19 protein-coding genes and 3 pseudogenes are annotated in these 16415 nt (G+C 58.9%); 8 read left to right on the top strand and 14 right to left on the bottom strand.

Annotated elements, in window-relative coordinates; all coding sequences use genetic code 11:
- Positions 1 to 182: 182 nt before the first annotated feature.
- From ACZ9DP_RS01750 to ACZ9DP_RS01740, 3 genes are all read right to left on the bottom strand, one after another.
- On the bottom strand, positions 183 to 1187 hold the full coding sequence (locus ACZ9DP_RS01750) for an inorganic phosphate transporter (protein WP_476199939.1): 1005 nt from the start codon (positions 1185 to 1187) through the stop codon (positions 183 to 185).
- A complete protein-coding gene (locus ACZ9DP_RS01745) occupies positions 1187 to 1828 on the bottom strand; it encodes a DUF47 domain-containing protein (RefSeq protein WP_476199938.1) in 642 nt (213 codons plus the stop codon). The genes ACZ9DP_RS01750 and ACZ9DP_RS01745 overlap by 1 nt, the downstream gene beginning before the upstream one ends.
- A gap of 355 nt (positions 1829 to 2183) precedes the next feature.
- Complete coding sequence (locus ACZ9DP_RS01740) at positions 2184 to 2453, bottom strand: hypothetical protein (RefSeq protein ID WP_476199936.1); 270 nt, start codon at positions 2451 to 2453, stop codon at positions 2184 to 2186.
- 276 nt (positions 2454 to 2729) lie between these two features.
- Here ACZ9DP_RS01740 and ACZ9DP_RS01735 point away from each other — a divergent pair, with 276 nt between their 5' ends.
- Positions 2730 to 2936 (top strand): cold-shock protein, encoded by a 207-nt coding sequence (locus ACZ9DP_RS01735; RefSeq protein ID WP_022713126.1) that lies wholly within the window; start codon positions 2730 to 2732, stop codon positions 2934 to 2936.
- 267 nt (positions 2937 to 3203) lie between these two features.
- Here ACZ9DP_RS01735 and ACZ9DP_RS01730 read toward each other — a convergent pair whose 3' ends face one another.
- Positions 3204 to 3671 (bottom strand): ProQ/FINO family protein, encoded by a 468-nt coding sequence (locus ACZ9DP_RS01730; RefSeq protein ID WP_476199934.1) that lies wholly within the window; start codon positions 3669 to 3671, stop codon positions 3204 to 3206.
- A gap of 204 nt (positions 3672 to 3875) precedes the next feature.
- Here ACZ9DP_RS01730 and ACZ9DP_RS01725 point away from each other — a divergent pair, with 204 nt between their 5' ends.
- From ACZ9DP_RS01725 to ACZ9DP_RS01715, 3 genes and pseudogenes are all read left to right on the top strand, one after another.
- Positions 3876 to 4142, top strand: coding sequence for a DUF2277 domain-containing protein (locus tag ACZ9DP_RS01725; protein WP_476199932.1), 267 nt, complete (start codon positions 3876 to 3878; stop codon positions 4140 to 4142).
- Between the two features lie 417 nt (positions 4143 to 4559).
- Positions 4560 to 4727: pseudogene (locus ACZ9DP_RS01720) on the top strand (LysR family transcriptional regulator); the annotation flags it as partial.
- Positions 4728 to 5011: 284 nt separating this feature from the next.
- On the top strand, positions 5012 to 5935 hold the full coding sequence (locus tag ACZ9DP_RS01715; RefSeq protein WP_476199930.1) for an ArdC family protein: 924 nt from the start codon (positions 5012 to 5014) through the stop codon (positions 5933 to 5935).
- Between the two features lie 608 nt (positions 5936 to 6543).
- Here ACZ9DP_RS01715 and ACZ9DP_RS01710 read toward each other — a convergent pair.
- The gene (locus ACZ9DP_RS01710) at positions 6544 to 6771 is read right to left on the bottom strand and encodes a hypothetical protein (RefSeq protein WP_476199927.1); all 228 of its coding nucleotides are present in this window, start codon (positions 6769 to 6771) and stop codon (positions 6544 to 6546) included.
- Here ACZ9DP_RS01710 and ACZ9DP_RS01705 point away from each other — a divergent pair.
- Together ACZ9DP_RS01705 and ACZ9DP_RS01700 are read left to right on the top strand one after the other, a co-directional pair.
- Positions 6770 to 7084, top strand: a complete 315-nt coding sequence (locus tag ACZ9DP_RS01705; RefSeq protein ID WP_476199925.1) for a DUF736 domain-containing protein — start codon at positions 6770 to 6772, stop codon at positions 7082 to 7084. The genes ACZ9DP_RS01710 and ACZ9DP_RS01705 overlap by 2 nt on opposite strands.
- A gap of 318 nt (positions 7085 to 7402) precedes the next feature.
- Positions 7403 to 7570, top strand: coding sequence for a hypothetical protein (locus ACZ9DP_RS01700; RefSeq protein ID WP_167377969.1), 168 nt, complete (start codon positions 7403 to 7405; stop codon positions 7568 to 7570).
- 252 nt (positions 7571 to 7822) lie between these two features.
- On the opposite strand, the pseudogene ACZ9DP_RS01695 reads toward ACZ9DP_RS01700, so the two are convergent.
- The 7 genes and pseudogenes from ACZ9DP_RS01695 to ACZ9DP_RS01665 all read right to left on the bottom strand — a co-directional run bounded on the left by ACZ9DP_RS01695 (position 7823) and on the right by ACZ9DP_RS01665 (position 13675).
- Positions 7823 to 8964 (bottom strand): annotated as a pseudogene (locus ACZ9DP_RS01695) (DUF1173 family protein).
- Positions 8965 to 9074: 110 nt separating this feature from the next.
- On the bottom strand, positions 9075 to 9344 hold the full coding sequence (locus tag ACZ9DP_RS01690; protein WP_476199923.1) for a hypothetical protein: 270 nt from the start codon (positions 9342 to 9344) through the stop codon (positions 9075 to 9077).
- A gap of 412 nt (positions 9345 to 9756) precedes the next feature.
- Positions 9757 to 10710 (bottom strand): agmatinase, encoded by a 954-nt coding sequence (speB, locus tag ACZ9DP_RS01685; protein ID WP_476199921.1) that lies wholly within the window; start codon positions 10708 to 10710, stop codon positions 9757 to 9759.
- A 19-nt stretch (positions 10711 to 10729) separates the two neighbouring features.
- Positions 10730 to 11509 carry an amino acid ABC transporter ATP-binding protein gene (locus ACZ9DP_RS01680; RefSeq protein WP_476199919.1) on the bottom strand — a complete coding sequence of 260 codons (780 nt, stop codon included), beginning with the start codon at positions 11507 to 11509 and terminating at the stop codon, positions 10730 to 10732.
- Position 11510: 1 nt separating this feature from the next.
- Positions 11511 to 12158 (bottom strand): amino acid ABC transporter permease, encoded by a 648-nt coding sequence (locus ACZ9DP_RS01675; RefSeq protein ID WP_476199917.1) that lies wholly within the window; start codon positions 12156 to 12158, stop codon positions 11511 to 11513.
- Positions 12155 to 12808, bottom strand: a complete 654-nt coding sequence (locus tag ACZ9DP_RS01670; protein WP_476199915.1) for an amino acid ABC transporter permease — start codon at positions 12806 to 12808, stop codon at positions 12155 to 12157. The genes ACZ9DP_RS01675 and ACZ9DP_RS01670 overlap by 4 nt, the downstream gene beginning before the upstream one ends.
- Before the next feature lie 21 nt (positions 12809 to 12829).
- Positions 12830 to 13675 carry a transporter substrate-binding domain-containing protein gene (locus ACZ9DP_RS01665; protein ID WP_476199914.1) on the bottom strand — a complete coding sequence of 282 codons (846 nt, stop codon included), beginning with the start codon at positions 13673 to 13675 and terminating at the stop codon, positions 12830 to 12832.
- 112 nt (positions 13676 to 13787) lie between these two features.
- Here ACZ9DP_RS01665 and ACZ9DP_RS01660 point away from each other — a divergent pair, with 112 nt between their 5' ends.
- Together ACZ9DP_RS01660 and ACZ9DP_RS01655 are read left to right on the top strand one after the other, a co-directional pair.
- Positions 13788 to 14717, top strand: coding sequence for a LysR family transcriptional regulator (locus ACZ9DP_RS01660; RefSeq protein WP_476199912.1), 930 nt, complete (start codon positions 13788 to 13790; stop codon positions 14715 to 14717).
- Complete coding sequence (locus ACZ9DP_RS01655; RefSeq protein ID WP_476202147.1) at positions 14669 to 15232, top strand: Lrp/AsnC ligand binding domain-containing protein; 564 nt, start codon at positions 14669 to 14671, stop codon at positions 15230 to 15232. Before ACZ9DP_RS01660 ends, ACZ9DP_RS01655 begins: the two co-directional genes overlap by 49 nt.
- 63 nt (positions 15233 to 15295) lie before the next feature.
- On the opposite strand, the gene ACZ9DP_RS01650 is transcribed toward ACZ9DP_RS01655, so the two are convergent.
- Entirely contained in the window at positions 15296 to 15673 is a 378-nt protein-coding gene (locus tag ACZ9DP_RS01650) for a VOC family protein (protein WP_476199910.1), read from the bottom strand.
- Between the two features lie 467 nt (positions 15674 to 16140).
- Positions 16141 to 16377 (bottom strand): annotated as a pseudogene (locus tag ACZ9DP_RS01645) (SOS response-associated peptidase); the annotation flags it as partial.
- Positions 16378 to 16415 lie beyond the last annotated feature (38 nt).

Here is a 16415-nt window from a genome sequence, read left to right as displayed (position 1 = left end):
CGTTTCGCCTAATGCTAAGCGCTGGGCTGAAGCAGTTTGTGGAGTTGCCTCGGGGATGGGGCGCTTTCTCTGAGCTTGGCTTTTCGAGTGGGAACCGCATGCGCTAATGATGTCCGTGGCGCATTGGACGAGTGCACGCGTCCGGCGTTCGTCCGGCACAGCCCTCGGTTCTGCTGCGGCCTCTATTCAAACAAAGCGGAGCTCCAGTAGAAGAGAGCCGAGATGAGGGCCGCGGCCGGAAGCGTGATAACCCAGGCAATGACGATGTTTCCGGCCAGCCCCCAGCGCACCGCCGAAACCCGTCTTGCCGCACCGACACCGATGATCGCGCCGGTGATCGTATGCGTGGTCGAGACGGGAATACCGAGCCATGTGGCGCCGAAAAGCGTCAGCGCGCCACCCGTTTCGGCGCAAAATCCCTGCATCGGATTGAGGCGAGTAATCTTGGAGCCCATCGTATGGACGATGCGCCAGCCGCCGAAAAGCGTTCCGAGCGCCATTGCCGCCTGGCAGGAGAGCACCACCCAAAACGGCACATGAAAACTTTGGCCGAGATAACCCTGCGAATAAAGCAGGACTGCAATGATGCCCATCGTCTTCTGCGCATCATTGCCTCCGTGGCCAAGCGAATAGAGCGAGGCCGAGACAAATTGCATGACGCGAAAAGTACGATCGACGGCAAAGGGCGTCTGACGTACAAAAATCCACGAGACGACCAGGACCAGAACAAGCGCGAGGAAAAAGCCAATCATAGGCGACATGACGATGGCCCCCGCAGTCTTGAGCAGACCGCTCCAGACGATCGAGCTTAAGCCTGTCTTGGCAAGTCCCGCGCCAACCAGCCCGCCGACCAGGGCGTGAGAGGAGCTGGAGGGAATGCCGAGCATCCATGTGACAATGTTCCAGATGATCGCGCCCATCAGCGCCGCAAAGATCACCTGCGGCGTGACAATGTCCGGATTGATGATGCCGGTTCCAAGGGTCTCTGCGACATGCAGCCCGAAAAAAAGGAATGCTATGAAATTGAAGAAAGCTGCCCAAAAGACAGCATAGTGCGGTCGCAGCACGCGGGTCGAAACGATGGTTGCGATCGAATTGGCGGCATCGTGCAGGCCGTTCAGAAAATCAAAGAACAGCGCGATCCCGATGAGGCCCACAAGCAGGGGGAAGGCAAGTGTAACCTCCATCAGACGTTCTCGATCACGATACCGCTGATCTCGTTGGCGACGTCCTCGAAGCGATCGACGACCTTCTCCAGCTCACCATAGATCTCGCTGCCAATGATATAAGCCATTGGATTCGAAGCGCCGTAGCGGCTGAAGAGATCCTTGAGACCCCGGTCATGCAGATCATCCGAATGACCTTCAACCCGAGTGACCTCCTCGGCGATGGCGATAAGCCGAGGCGCATTGGATCCTATTCGATCCAGTAGCGGAATAGCTTCCGCTATCAGATGCGCCGCCTGGACGATTGCCGCACCCATCTCCTGCATGCCCGGATCGAACGAAGTCTGCTGAAACAGACGGATGGTCTTGACCGTCTGTTGCATCATGTCGATCGCGTCATCCATCGATTGGATGAGATCCTTGATGTCGCCGCGATCGAAGGGGGTGATGAAGCTTCTCCTGATGGCAAGCAGCACCTCTCGCGTTATTTCATCAGCTTCATTCTCAAGACGAACGATCGTCTCGCAATGGCGCTCGATCTCGCTGCCAGCTAACAACTGGTTCAAGGCTTCGGCAGCTCCGACAACGGTGCGCGAATGTTGAGCGAAGAGATCAAAGAAACGATCTTCACGCGGCATGAGTCTACGAAACCAGCTGATCATCGACATCCCATTTGATTGTCACAAATCTGTCATAATGGAGCGATGCCGCGGTGAAAAGCACCCGGCAGCCTTGTTTCGCCGATAGTCGCAAACGGGTTACACATCAGTTTCATTGCGTTGGCGTAAGCCTGCGCAAGTACCTCGACGATGGATCATCGAAATCGACCAATGCGGCGCAGGGACGATCCGCCCATCCCTCAGCGATTTCGTTCGCCGCCGTTCTGACCGACATTTACATCGAAATTTTCGACAGTTTGCCCACTTCGAGACACTCGTACCTCTGAAAATCCGCAGTCCATTCGCGATACCCATCCATGATCGACCCTGCGAGCAGCGTATCAGAGGGCAACCAACTTCAGGCGTCGCTGCTCAGATCGCGATTTTGTTTCTCAACATGCTGAGGGATTGACGGTTCGTTTCTCATCGAGGCCGACAGTTGGATCTTCGACATCACGGACGTGGTCGGCGGAGGTGCTGGGGGATTGCTGCGGATATGTTCTAGCGCGTCGGGAATTTCCGCCCTCTCGACGCCAATTAAGGTCTCCATTGCTTGGCGGGCGGCATTGGGATTGCGCAATTCGAATTGCGTCGAGGACGTCACAATGCTTCTGAATTGCTTGCTCATGCGAATGGCTCGCTCGATTGGTATGGCGAAAACTTTGCAGAGCAGCGCCGCGCGGATCGCAGTCGGGAATTGCCTGAGCATTGTCGTCGAGGAAAGCAGCGCGGCGGCAGACAGCCCGGTGAAGCCGTAAGACTTTAACGATCTGAATGGGCAGTGTGATGCCGCAAACCGGATTTTTGCCTTTGCCTTGCATTCAGAAGCGTCTATTTATGTCGCCGCAAGTTCCGATTTGCCGCACCAGGGTGCGGCAGGATTAAATGATCAAAGGAAGACGCTATGGCGACGGGTACCGTGAAGTGGTTCAATGCAACAAAAGGGTTTGGCTTCATCCAGCCCGATGACGGCAGCGGCGATGTCTTCGTTCACATTTCCGCGGTGGAGCGGGCCGGCCTGCGTGGCCTCAACGACGGCCAGAAGATTACCTATGAGCTGGTCAAGGATCGCAAGTCCGGCAAGATGTCGGCGGACAACCTGCAGGCCTGACGCCGATTGATCCGACAGTACGAAGGCCGGGTTCGCCCGGCCTTTTCCGCTTGCAGAAGTTTCGGATGTCGAAGCAGCTCTGTTACCGCGCGTTTGGACGGCAACCTCAAAACGCAGACGCGATTTTCGACCGTGTTAAGCGCCTGACGCGGGGCCGGGAAGGGAATTCTTGTCGGCTCGCTCTGTGCGCACTAGCTCTTCATCAAAAGATTCCTCACGCACAGATCGTGGGAGATCTGCTCACCAGGCCGAGATGGATGGCGCTCGTTAGGTCTGCCGATCCCGTCTGAGAAGGGCGGCGCGGATCTGCTCAGTTTTGCTCGGGGGAGCAGCGGTGGGTGGCTCGACGTGAGAGTCGCTATTCTCGTCGTTGCCTCGTTTCAGGCTGAGAAAGCGTCGCTGCGCAACAAGTCGGTCTTCGGTCGAAAGTGGTTCCACGGGCTTGCCATCGATATCATGGCGCATCGAGCCAGGTTGGGCGCTCGCGAAATAGTACCGTTTTGAGTGGACAAAGGAGCCAACGGCTCGGCGCAATGCCGTCGCTTTGACATCAGGCTTTGCCAGCGCGCGGATATCGTTGAAGAGGCCGAGCGCGAAGGGACGAATCGGATCGCCTGGCTTGTTGGGGAGAATGCCGACCGGACGCATCAGCAATACGTTGATCGCCTCTGCCTTTTGAACATCGAACTCTGTTGCTATGATCGGTCCGTGGCTGACGGTCCAAGGTTTGTCCATGAGCTCCTACCTTGCGCTTCCTTTCACTACGGATCGATTGTGAAGAGAGGTTGACAGCAGGTCTAATTCTAGATTTCCGCTGGCGGCGCTTTATCTAAACGTACATGAGCACTTCGCAATAGCCCTGGCGCCCCTTAAGCGGTCACCCCGCCCTTGAAGTGGGAAGGAGATGAAGATGAAGATGAAGAAGACGGGGAGCAAGTCATGTGCCGAAACATAAGATCGCTGTTCAATTTCGATCCCCCGGCGACGGACGAGGAAATCCATGACGCTGCCCTGCAGTTCGTGCGAAAGCTGAGCGGAACCACCAAACCGTCGAAACGCAATGAGGCGGCGTTCGACCGCGCGGTCGGTTCGATCGCGGCATGTGCCCGCGAACTGCTCGATTCGCTCGAAACTTCGCAACACCCACGCAACCGCGAGGAAGAAGCCGCAAAAGCGCGCGTGAGAAGTCTGACCCGGTTTGCGTGATTGTACCGACTGTCCGGCGTGCCGCCGCAACCTCGGTTCGAGCCTTTCGGGCGGAGAGAGGCAGGCCCTCCCAAGCGCGGTCCGGCCCGCATGACACGTCGACTTCCGCCTAAAAGGTGAGGAGGCACCTCGGTGCTTTCCGCGGACAGCTTGCCGCGCGCAGTCGGTGAAAAATTCCAGTTCCAAATGGCCTGATTTAACGGGGGCACGTCTCCGCACCGATCGCCAAGGCATGCAGGATCGCTAACCTGGACAATTCCCCAGCGTCCTATCATCGGCGTCCTCGCATCACCGAAGGACGGAGGCATGTCAAACGTCTGCGGCCTTCCTAGGGCCCTGCGTACTGAACCCGGTTGCTGGCTGTCGTGCAATAAAAATATCCATTGATCGCCGCGGCCGGCGCGGCAGCTTTGCGACGGTTTTGCACCAAAATGGACAGCTTGATCTGCCCAACCGCGCCTTTGAGCTGAAGTCGGTGCGGGGAATCGACTTCAAGATCGGGCGTGGGTTGCCTGGAAAGATCCACCGCATCGCACGACGACATCATCGACATCCGCACGGTCATGGGCACGACCGGGGCGCTGACGAGGTCACCGCGACGTTCTTACCAGCACGATCTTGCGAGGTCGTTCTTCGAGCCATCGGATTTGGCAGGGTGTTTGGCCCAGCCGTCGAACAATCCTGCGGTGCTGCGACCATCGCTTCCTGCCCCGGCTTTAGGTCCTGTCGGGCCCGCGCCGCCCCGCAACGGCTTTCCCGTCCTCCACGTCCGTTCCGGCCCTATCGGGTGCTGGGCTGCGCTTGAAGCCCGACATTCGGACCGCCGTAGCAGGTCGCGATGGTCGCGGCCTCAAAACGGAGGTTTCGACATGAGCAGGCAACAAACTCACCAACGATCCGACATCTACAGCCGCATCACCGACAAGATCATCGCCGAGCTCGAACAGGGGGTGCGGCCCTGGATTAAGCCCTGGAGGTCAGCACATGCGAACGACCGGATCACCCGGCCCTTGCGCCACAACGGCCAACCCTATTCGGGCATCAACGTCCTGCTTCTGTGGTCAGAGGCGATCGCCCGCGGCTTCACCTCGCCGACCTGGATGACGTTTCGCCAGGCCCGCGAACTGGGAGCTGCGGTCCGCAAGGGCGAGACCGGCACGTTGATCGTCTTCGCCAGTTCCTTCATCCTTACCGAAACCAACGACATGGGCGAAGACGTTGAGCGCAATATCCCGTTTCTGAAGCCGTACACGGTCTTCAATGTCGATCAGATTGCCGGACTGGATGCGGGCTTCCATCAGGTCACATCGGTTCAGGATCCAATTGTCCGTATCGGACATGCCGATCGCTTCTTTGCAAACACCGGCGCACTGATCCGGCACGGCGGATCGGCGGCATACTATGCCCCAGCCCGTGATTACATCCAGATGCCAGCCTTCGAAGCCTTCCGCGACGCTGCGTCCTATGTTGCGATCCTCAGTCACGAACTGACCCACTGGACGGCGGCACCGCATCGACTGGATCGCGATCTCAGCCGCTATGCCAAGGATCAAAGCGAACGCGCCCGCGAGGAACTGATCGCCGAGCTCGGCAGTTGCTTCCTTTGCGCTGATCTCGGCATCGTTCCCGAACTCGAGCCGCGGCCCGATCATGCGAGCTATCTTGACTCCTGGGTCAAGGTTCTCGCCAGCGACAAGCGTGCAATTTTTGTCGCGGCCGGTCATGCGCAGCGCGCTGTCAGCTACCTGCACCACTTGCAACCAGATCAGATAGACGAAGGGGAGGCGGTGTAAGTCGCCTTTCCCACTCCGTCCGACCGCCGATGCTTGCCGTGCGCAGTTTGCGCGCGGCGCTCCGATGATCGTCGACGCCGAAGACCTGCAGAGGCACGAGTTCCGCCAGAACGTAATTGCACGCAACCTATGGCATGCACATCCGCCAGGCGCTACGCCCGGTCCTCGCTGCCCATCGCGGACGGATCGACCGCACTCGATGATGACGCGGGGATATCCTCGCCTTGCGGCGGGCCGGAGCCGTATCGGCTTTGTCCGTCGCCATGATCAGATGAGGTGGTTTCCGCAGATTGCGACCGGGCCGTAAAGGCAGGATCGGAGGAGGTTGAGGTTGCCGAATGTGACGAGAGGATCTCGAACTTCCGCCCCGAGGCTCTTTCATACCGGCTACGACATGGCCGCTGGAGGAACACGACAAGCGGCAGCATCGGCAAAGGCCTCGACCGAAATGACGGACACGCTCCTTGGTGTGCCGAAAACGCCGCCCTACGTTGCCTGCGCAGGCTGTTGAACGACGATGCGCCGGTCCGGTCCCCTCCTCTTGTACATGCGCGCACCGACGCAGACCTCGATGAGGCTGGTGTGACCGACGGACGACTGCGTCTCGATCAGCTGACCGCAACGGGCGTCTCGGCTTTTTTCCGCCGCCTTCGGCTTTGCATCGCGAAACAAAAAAGCCGAGCCCGCCCGCCTTCCACTACGTTCCAGCCCTTGTCCACCCCGATGCGCAGGCGCAACGGGGCCCCGGAGGGTGCGTTGGCGATCGCCCCCGGTCCTTCCACCGCCATCGAGGCCGCGATGGGCGCAGCTCGAGCAACGGAAAGGAACTTGATCATGGCAGTCATCGGCGAATTCACCACCAACGGGAACGTCATCCAGGGCAACGTCCGCACTCTGACGGTTAACATGAAGGTCCGCCTGCACTCAATCGAGCGCGTCTCGCGCGACGCCCCGGACTTCCGAGCCGTATCCAACGGCGCCGAAGTCGGAGCCGGCTGGAAGGCGGTCTCGGGCAGCGGCGAGCCCTATATCTCGCTCAAGCTCGACGACCCGAGCTTCAACGCTCCGATCAGTGCGGCACTGTGGCCGGCCGAAGCCGACGGCGACTATGTCCTCGTCTGGTCTCGTCCGAACCGTGAAGCAGCCTGATCCGGGCACCGAAGGCCCTGCCGAAAGGCGGGACCTTCCCCGCATGGTGAAGCCGAAAGCAGGCATCGAGCCCCGCTTCCGGCTTTTCGGGTACCACAGGGAACTGAAATGTCTGCTCAGTCCGTCCAAGTGTGCCATGGCGGAATGAAGGCCTCAAGGACGAGCGGTTCCCCCAAATTTCGGGCCCGGTCCTGCGGCCCGAACCAGAAATTCGGCTCCCCCGCTCGCCGGCGCCGCCGGTCGCGTTCCGCGCTCCTTGACCCCTCCATCCCGCGATGACCGGGGCCGTCGTCTTTCACAAACGTCAAGGAGACGACAATGACGAACGAACTCGACCGCACCATCGAAGAACTCAAGGCCGAACTGCGGAACGCCGATGCAGCCGAACGCCGCCAGATCCACGCCGAACTGGAACTGGCGCTCGCCGAACGCGAGGTCATGGTAGCCGAACAGGAAGGCCGCATCAGCGCTGAGCCTCCGTTCTGACGGAGGCTTTCGCCATGCCGGCCGCCGGCTCGCCGGATCGATCGGCGCGTCGGGTTCGAAGCTCCAGGCTGGCAATCAAGGTCCCCTTTTGTCGAGATCGAAATAGCCTTCGAGAAACTGATTGGGTTAACCCCGATGAGGCGTCTTCGAGGCCCGCTCTTTCGGGCTTCATGTCGACAACCAGGGGCAGGGGAGTTGGTCGGCGCCGATTGATTCACGACAGTGATGAGTAAGGCGGCTTTGGTGATCGATTTAGCTTGGTTCCCCGGGCAGTGATGGCATTTCGCCGTCAGAGACTCGCCAAACCCATGCCCCCAAGTCGGGCCGCGCCTCGATCATCTCGGCGAGAGCCGCCTCGAACTCGGCATCGGCGTTCGGCGGAACGATATAGAGCGCCATCGGCTGAGGGCGCAGTTCCGGGAGAACCGCATTCGCGAACGGCTGGCTGCGGGCGAGATGAAGCGCAATCCCTTTACCGTTTTGCCGCGGAGCCGCGCGAGCTTTTCGAGGAGCCGTTCCTCATGGGCATCCTCGATCGGCAGCCAATGCTCGGTCACGGTCATCAGCGCGATCTCATTGATCGATACGAAGCCCGCCGCGGCACCCTCGATCGTTGCGATCGCAACCAGATGGGAATTCTCGTTGTGTCTCCATAATGCAAGTTCGACCTCGAAGCGCCGCTGCAGGCGCCGCCACGCTGCCTCCTCGAGATGTAAGCGGAAACCCGGCATGTGCTTGATGACGAGTTGTTGGCCGCTTCTGGCCGAGGTGAACTCTTTTATCTCCCCAGCCAGCAGCATCATCTTTTTGCCTCCGGCATCCGAGCGAAACAGCCTGCTCATCGCCTGCGCGCGTCGTTGCTCGATCGCAATCTTGCCGTCGGCTCGAAACGGCTCCGGCACAAACAAGCGCTCCGCCAGGATTTCTCCTCGCACCGACAGGGTGCCGGCGGCCTCGCAAAGATGATGATAGACCTGCCACCAATGCCGCTTGCCAGCCCAATGCACCGTCCACTCCGTCAGGCCGCTTTCATGCCAGAGAAGGTGGAGCAGCGCTCGTAGCGACAATCTCCTGCTGTCGTTCGTCACACTGTCGGCTTGCGTGCCGCCCGCGCCTGTACCCGTCGACGGTCCGCGTTTGGAAAGCGAGAAATCGAGCTTGAGGGCGGCGGTTCCAGCTGCGGCATCCGGCTTGATCGCGCTGCCGATCAGAGCGCCCAGCCCGGTCAGTTCATAGGGCGGCTCATAGGAGGGGCAGGCCGGGTCATGATCGCCGCCAGAAAGCGGCATTCTCTTGATCACAAGCTGATTGCCGATGTTGGCGATATACATTGCGACGCCCGGTTCTCTGCAAAGGCACAGCGGCCGAAGTTTGTCGCGATAGGACCGGGTCACGCACTCCTGGAAACTCTCGGCATCTTCTGTTTGTATTTCGCCGCCGATCAGGAACTGTCGCATGATTTGAACTCCATTCGCCGCGCTGTTCGCAAGCGGAGCTGCTGCCTTCAATAGCCGTTTTCCTTGAGATAGAAGTCGATCGCGGCCTTCATGACAGCGGCCATCTTGAGATCGTTCTCATCGGCCGCCCGTTTCAGGCGTGCTTTCGTCGCCTGATCCAGCGCAACGTTGACATAGAACTTGATCTCCCGCTGCTTGGCTCGCTTGAGGTACTTGAGGCTGGAGCGCGCATCCTCTTGTGTCGCGGCCCGGTCTCTCGCACGTTTCTCTTGCTCGGCCAGAGTGCGCTTCGTCAGCATTGCCAGCGATGCTTTCAAGGCAAAGTTATCGATCGGAAGGCAAGGGTCCCTAACTACCAAGACGCAGGATACCGTTTCTTTAAAGGGAAAGCCTAACAGTGACCAGCGCGCGCTAGAGCGATTTTGCAAAGGTGGCCAAAGTTAGAACAGCCAACGCGATACAGTAAAAAATTGATAACCCCCACACCACTCGGTGGCGAGATGTCGTCCTATCGTCTGGTGTCTTATTGCAAACAATGTAACCAACCGCACGTTCCATCAATTCTGCGTCCCTTCGATGCATCATGGATAGCGTTTGTTGCTTCCAAAGTTGATGAGTGCAGAGCGATTAGCTTTCCTATTCGACGCCCTTTCACCCGCCTCTGTAACTAACATATCAATTCGCATAAGGCTTCCCGAACAACGCTCGTGTCGGGTTTGTCTAAGAACTCTACTGCTTCGCGTTTATGAAGATTCTGCCAATCGTGTTGAGCAGCAGCTGGGCCGCCAAGATGGCCGTCGAGCCTGTATGGTCGTAATCCGGCGCCACTTCGACGAGATCGACGCCGATGATCGTGCCACGTTTGGCAAGCCCGGCGATCAGTTCCAGGACCTCATAGTAGATGAAGCCGCCATGGCTCGGGGTCCCAGTGCCCGGCGCGATCGACGGATCGAAGCCGTCGATATCGATCGTCAGGTAATAGCGTTTCCCAGCCGGAATACGCTCCAGAACGGCATCGACACCAAGCTTGCGGATCTGGCGGACCGAGAGGATATCTGAGCCCTGCGCCCGGGCATAATCATAACCTTCCTTGGCGGTGGAGGAGACATTGCGGATGCCGAGCTGGGTCATGCCGGTGACCCAGGGTTTTTCCGAGGCGCGGCGCAGCGGGCTGCCATGGCCGAAGCGAACGCCGTGGCGCTCGTCGACGAAATCGAGATGCGCATCAAACTGCACGACATGGATCGGCTCCTGCTCGCTGAAGGCGTTGATGCAGGGAATGTTGATCGAATGGTCGCCGCCGAGCACGACCGGAAGCGCGCCGGCGGCCAGGATCTTTCGCACGCCATATTCGATATTGGCATGGCTCTTTATCGTGTCGGTATGGACGATATCGGCGTCGCCGAGATCGACGATGCGTAGGCCTTCCAGGTAGGCGACATCGTCCTCGTGATCATAGGCGCCGGCATGGCCGAAGGCGAAAAGTGTCGACGCCTCGCGAATGCCTCGCGGCCCGAAGCGCGCGCCGGAACGCCACTGCGTACCGAAATCGAAGGGAGCCCCGAGTATCGCCACATCTGCGGCAATCTGATCCCAATTTTCCAGATAGGGGCTCTTGGCGAAGGTCGAAATGCCGACGAAAGGCAGGTTGAGTCGTCCGTTGTCATAGCCGTGGGCAGTCATGGTGATTCCTTTTCAGGCACTAGAGCGCGCGTTCGCGCCAGGTTTGCAGAAACTGGGAGAGTCGTTCGCTTTTCGGGGTGTTGAAAAGCGCTTGTGGGGCGCCCTCTTCGACGATCTGGCCGCCATCCATGAAGACAACCCGATTGGCCGCATGGGCGGCAAAGCCCATTTCGTGGGTAACGATGACCATGGTCATCCCCTCCGCCCCCAGCGCCTTCATGACCGAGAGAACTTCGCCGACGAGTTCCGGGTCGAGCGCCGAGGTGGGTTCGTCGAAGAGCATGACCTTGGGTTTGATTGCCAAGGCTCTGGCGATCGCCACGCGCTGCTTCTGTCCGCCGGAAAGGCTTTCCGGCCAACGGTCCGCGAACGCCGCAAGGCCGACCTTGCCGAGCATTTCGCGACCGGTTTCCCCGGCTCGAGCCCGCGAAGAGCCATGCACCAGCCGAAGCGCCAGGGTGACATTGTCCAGCACGCTCATATGTGGCCAGAGATGGAAATGCTGGAAGACCATCCCGATCGGGCTGCGGGCTTCGGTCAGCTCCCTGATGCCGGCCCGCTCGCGGCCAAGCGGCGTATCCCGCCATCCCAGCATCTTGCTGAAGATGCGGACCTCGCCTGCGTCATAGGCGTCAAGGAAGGCAAGCGAGCGCAACAATGTGCTCTTGCCGGAACCGGAAGGCCCGATGATGCAGGTCACATCGCCGCTGTGAATATCGAGATCGATGCCGCGCAACACGGTCTTGTCGCCAAAACGTTTTTCAAGTCCGCGAACGGAGATCGCCGCCGGTTGCGTCATGTCAGGAGCCTTTCACGGCGAAGCGACGCTCAAGAACGCGCCCGAGCCTCGACAGAATTTCAACGAGTGCCCAGTAGAGGAGGGCGATGGTGAGGTAGGGAGTGACGACGGCGAAGGTGATCGAGCTGATCGTACCGGCTACTTTCGTCAGTTCGCCAAGCGTGATCACGGAAAGAACGGCGGATTCCTTTAGGAGCGCGATCGCCTGTCCCATACAGGGCGGCAGGGTGAGGCGCAGCGCCTGCGGCAGTTCGACGTGAAGCAAGCATTGTCCCCGTGTCAGGCCCAGCATATCGGCTGCCTCGCGCTCTCCCTTCGGGACGGCGTTGAGCCCTGCGCGGAAAATCTCGGCGAAGGGGCCGGCGCCATAGACACCGAGGCCAACGATACCCGCCACATAGGGGCTGAGGAGAAGCCCAAATTGCGGGCCGCCGTAGTAGAGAAGGAACAGCACGAGTGCGAGTGGTGCACCTCTGGCAAATTCCACATAGGCTCTGACCACAAGCGAGGTCGGCCTTACGCAGCTGCGTAGTGCCGCGGCAAGTACGATTCCGAGAAGGATGGCGATGGCTATGCCGCTGACCGACACGGTGATGGTGGTTACAAGTCCGGCGAGATAGAGCGGAGCGTCGTCCATGAAGCCGGTCATTGGCCTTCGCTCCGATGCGAGAGACGTCGTTCGATCAACAGGCCCACTCCTGCGAGAAGCATCCCGACCGCGACATAGAGAATGAGAGCGGAGGCATAGGCATCCAGAGGGCGAAAGGTGGAGGCGGCCACCTGCTGGGCGCGGCGTGTGAGATCGGTGACGGCAATCACCGAGACGAGTGAGGAGTTCTTCACCAGAGCCTGCATTTCGCCAACGAGTGCCGGCAGCATGGTTCGGAAAGCCTGAGGCGCCTCGATATGCAGGAAGATCGTGCGGGTAGAAAGGCCAAGCATTCTCGCTGCCTCGATCTCGCCTTTCGGAATGGCCTGGAGGCCCGCCCGGTAGATTTCGGACTGGAAGGCTGCGGTATTCAGCGCCAAGGCCACAATCGCCGCCACGATCGGGTCCAGTTCAAGCCCGAGAAACGGGAGAATATAGAAGATGATCAACAGCTGGACGAGGATCGGCGTCCCGCGCCAGAAGGAGAGATAGATCCCGGCCAGCGCCCGGATCCCTCGTCCGCCACGTCCGGCTGTCGCCAGCAGGAGGGCCAGCGGCGCGCCGAGAAGAAGCGCCGCCAGACTGATCGTCATTGTTGTGGTCAGGCCATCGAGAAGTGCCGGCCAAATGTGTGCGACTGTCTTTTCCATGACTGCCTGTCCCTGCGCATCTTATTCGGCGGCGGGGAGAGCTTCCGGAAGTTCCATAGGAGCGCCGAACCACTTCTTCTGAAGCTCGGCGAGCTTGCCGGACTTGTTCAGCTTGACCAGTTCCCCATCGATCAGCGCATCGAGTGTAGCGCTGTCCGGATCATTGCGGCCGGCCCATGCGAAATAGGTCTTCGGGCCAAAGGTCGGTAGAACCACTTCAAACGCATCGGGACGCTGGCGCGCTGCTTCCAGGAGGTTCGGAAGCGAGTTGACGACAGCCTGGATACGGCCGGCACCGAGATCCGCATAGGCCTCCGAGAAGTCGGTATAGGTGGAGACCGTCACAGACGGCTTGCCGCCGTCCTTGAGCTTTCCGGCAAAGGTCTCAAGTGCTGCAAGCTGGGCCGAGCCTGCCTGCGAACCGACCGCCTTGCCAGCGATGTCTTCTGGCTTGGTGATCGCCGTATCGTCCTTGCGCTTGAGAATGGCCATGGTCGCATCTGCGATCGGTGCGGAGAGGTGATAGGCCTTCATGCGCTCCGGGGTGACGGTGACGGACGTGACGACATAGTCGAAGCGGCCTGCCGCGAGACCCGGCAGAATGCCCTGCCAGGGCAGGTCGAGCCGCTTTAACGTTACATTCGGCAATGCCTTCATGACTTCTGCCATGATGTCGGCCGAGTAACCGACGATCTTGCCGTCTTCGACGAACTCGAACGGAGCAAAGCGCGCTTCGGTGGCGACAGTAAATACGTTGTCTGACTTTATTTTCCCCAGAACGTCTGCGGCCTGCGCAGTGAAGGTCGTCAACGCGGCCACGAGCGCTGCGCCAATGAGAAGAGCGTTTATTGTCGATAGACGCTTCATATTTCGTTCCCCGTTATCAGCGATACTGGATACAGGAAACCATGGACAACAGCGCAGAAAAATAGGAAAAATATGAAGTTCACATCAGAAAGTATGATGTAAGGGATTGCCGATGCTGCTGGCTCAGTCCGACCTTCGCTCATTGACGGTGTTTCGTGCCGTGGTGGAGCATAAGAGCTTCCTCGGTGCACAGATCACGCTTGGCCTTAGCCAATCGGCCGTGAGCTTTCATATCAAGGCGCTGGAAGACAGGCTGGGCTTCAAGCTTTGTCGTCGCGGCCGCGGAGGCTTCGAGCTGACCGATCGGGGCGCGATCGTGCATGAGCAGTCGAAGTCGCTGTTTCTGGCGCTCAATGCCTTCGAAAGCGATCTCGGCAGTCTGAAGAACCGGATCACGGGAACGCTGAGGCTTGGGCTTGTGGACAATACGATCACAGACACCGACCTTCCCATCCACCGTATCATCGCCCGGATAAGCGATAGGGCGCCGGAGGCCCGACTGGAATTGGTCATCGATTCTCCGGGTGCACTCTTGTCCGAAATCGCAAATGGCGGCCTCGATATCGCCATCCTGCCGGAAACCGAACCTTACCAGGGGCTGAAGCTGTCGCGCCTGCGAGACGAAACCCACTCTCTATATTGCGCAAAGGGCCATCCGCTTTTCTCATCGCCGGATGATGAGATTTTGGTGGAGCGGGTAGAGGGATTCGATTTTGTTGTCAGGCCCTATGCCAATATGCGGGAGTTGCAACATTTTCCGAAAGCGCGGGTGCGGGCGTCTGCCTCGAACATGGAAGCGCAGGCGATGTTCGTTATGTCGGGTCGCTACCTCGGATACCTGCCGGACCATTACGCAGCGGACTGGGTGCAGAAAGACATTTTCCGATCGGTGCTTGCAGAGGAGACGCGGATCAAGTCACCTTTCATCATCGCCACCCGCCTTGGGGAAAAGCCGTCCACCATCCTCGACTTCTTTATTCGTGAACTCGCCGGATTTGCCTCCGAGGTTCTCCACAGAAGACCCCTTTTGGTGAACGACTGATTCAGATTTCTACCCTGCTCATCCACGAGGGTCTCGCGCGCATCCTCAAGGAAAACGATACGAGCCATTATCATATCCTCAATGAGAGGTTTCATGCGGCGATCTATATAGGCAGCCACAATGCCCATCCATCTGGTGGAGATCACCCTCGCAACACGGCGGCGGCTGTCGCCGTTCCGCCGGGCGCAGTTCTTGGCCGCTGGTCGTCTGGCGAACTCCCACAAGGAACACGACCTCATCCTCGTCGCGATCTTGCATGTCTTGCCCCGTGGCCACGTCTCCCCAGATCGGCTCCGCTCCCCGGCAAACTCCACCTCGTCGAACGGCTCATTCAGGAGCGCCCGGAATTTGTTGAATGCGACAAGATCACTGGCGACGATTCTTTCCTTGCTCGCCTCGTAGTCCATACGATCGAGCAGATGGACGACGTCCTTGAAGCGCTCTCGGAACACGCCGTCACCAGCACCGCCGTTATCAAGGGAGTGTCCGTCAAACGACGCTTGCCGCCGCTGTAGCAAAAATCAGGATTTCTGCGAAAGCCGGGCGGACGTCATTCCACCCGGCTTCGGGGATCGGCCTTAGATCACCTGGCCTACATCGATACGATTCCCGTCCGGGTCCTCGAATACAAATGCTCGTAGGCCGTAGTCTTTATCCTGAAGGCTTTTGATAATCCTTGCCCCATGTCGCTGGCAAATAGCGTGCAGAGCATCAATGTCATCTACCATCAGGTGGGCAACATTGAAATCCGCAGCTTTGTGGGCCCGCTGCAACGTCAGGTGTAATTCAGCCTGATCGCGTTTCAGGATCATGAAACCGACCGGATTGCCGTTCTCGAAAATTTTCTGAAAGCCGAGAATCTTGGTATAAAAGTCATGGGACTTGCCCATATCCCTGACGGGGAGCGTGGCAGCAATTCGCCCAAAACGGACAGCGTGACCGGTGATATCGTTCATCGCAGAGCCTCTGATTGCAAAGTCGCAATCCCATCTCCAGACGGTGCTGGTCGATTTGGTGCGCTTTGTTGTTTGAATCAGCAGAACGGTGCCTACAAAGGCTATTTAACTTGCCTCGGTCTCTAGCGGAATAGGGAATCTTTCGCAGAACAGCGAAAGCCGCGTCTTGACCGTAATGGTCGGAAAATCAGCACAGGATCGATATTGCATTGCAGCAAGTGCATGGCTGCACTGTGATCTGAGCGCTGGCGGTCGGGGCAGCCTCTGATATCTTGAAGTCAACGAAGCAATGCACCTCCTCCCGCAAAGCTTCGTGTTTCAGGCGACCCAATCCTCCTCCCAGAGGGCGCCTGACGGAACAGCGGCACTCCTCCTCTTGAGCCGTTGTTCAATCTTTTGGAAAAGCCTGCCGCACCTCCTCCCGCGGCAGGCTTTTTTGTTTTCGATACAAGCCCGGAATTCAGGCGTCAAAGCAGACTGCCCTGTTCCACCAGCTCTCCGGATTTCGAGACGATCGTGGATCCGTACGGTTCGCGGGACGAGATGATCAGCGCGCCATTCGGTAATGGGCGGGCCAGTTCCTTGGCCTCTTCCCATGGCGCATGCATCCATATGTCGGTCTCTTCCTTCGTCAACAGCAAGACCGGCATGGCCTTCTCATGGATCGGCTTCACCAGGTCGTTGGGATCGGTGGTTAAAAAGCCATTTCCATGCTTCCTCCAACTTCCAATCTCAGCCGCGG

The organism is Rhizobium sp. USDA 4016, assembly GCF_056279705.1.
This window is presented reverse-complemented; position numbering and strand designations above follow the sequence as displayed.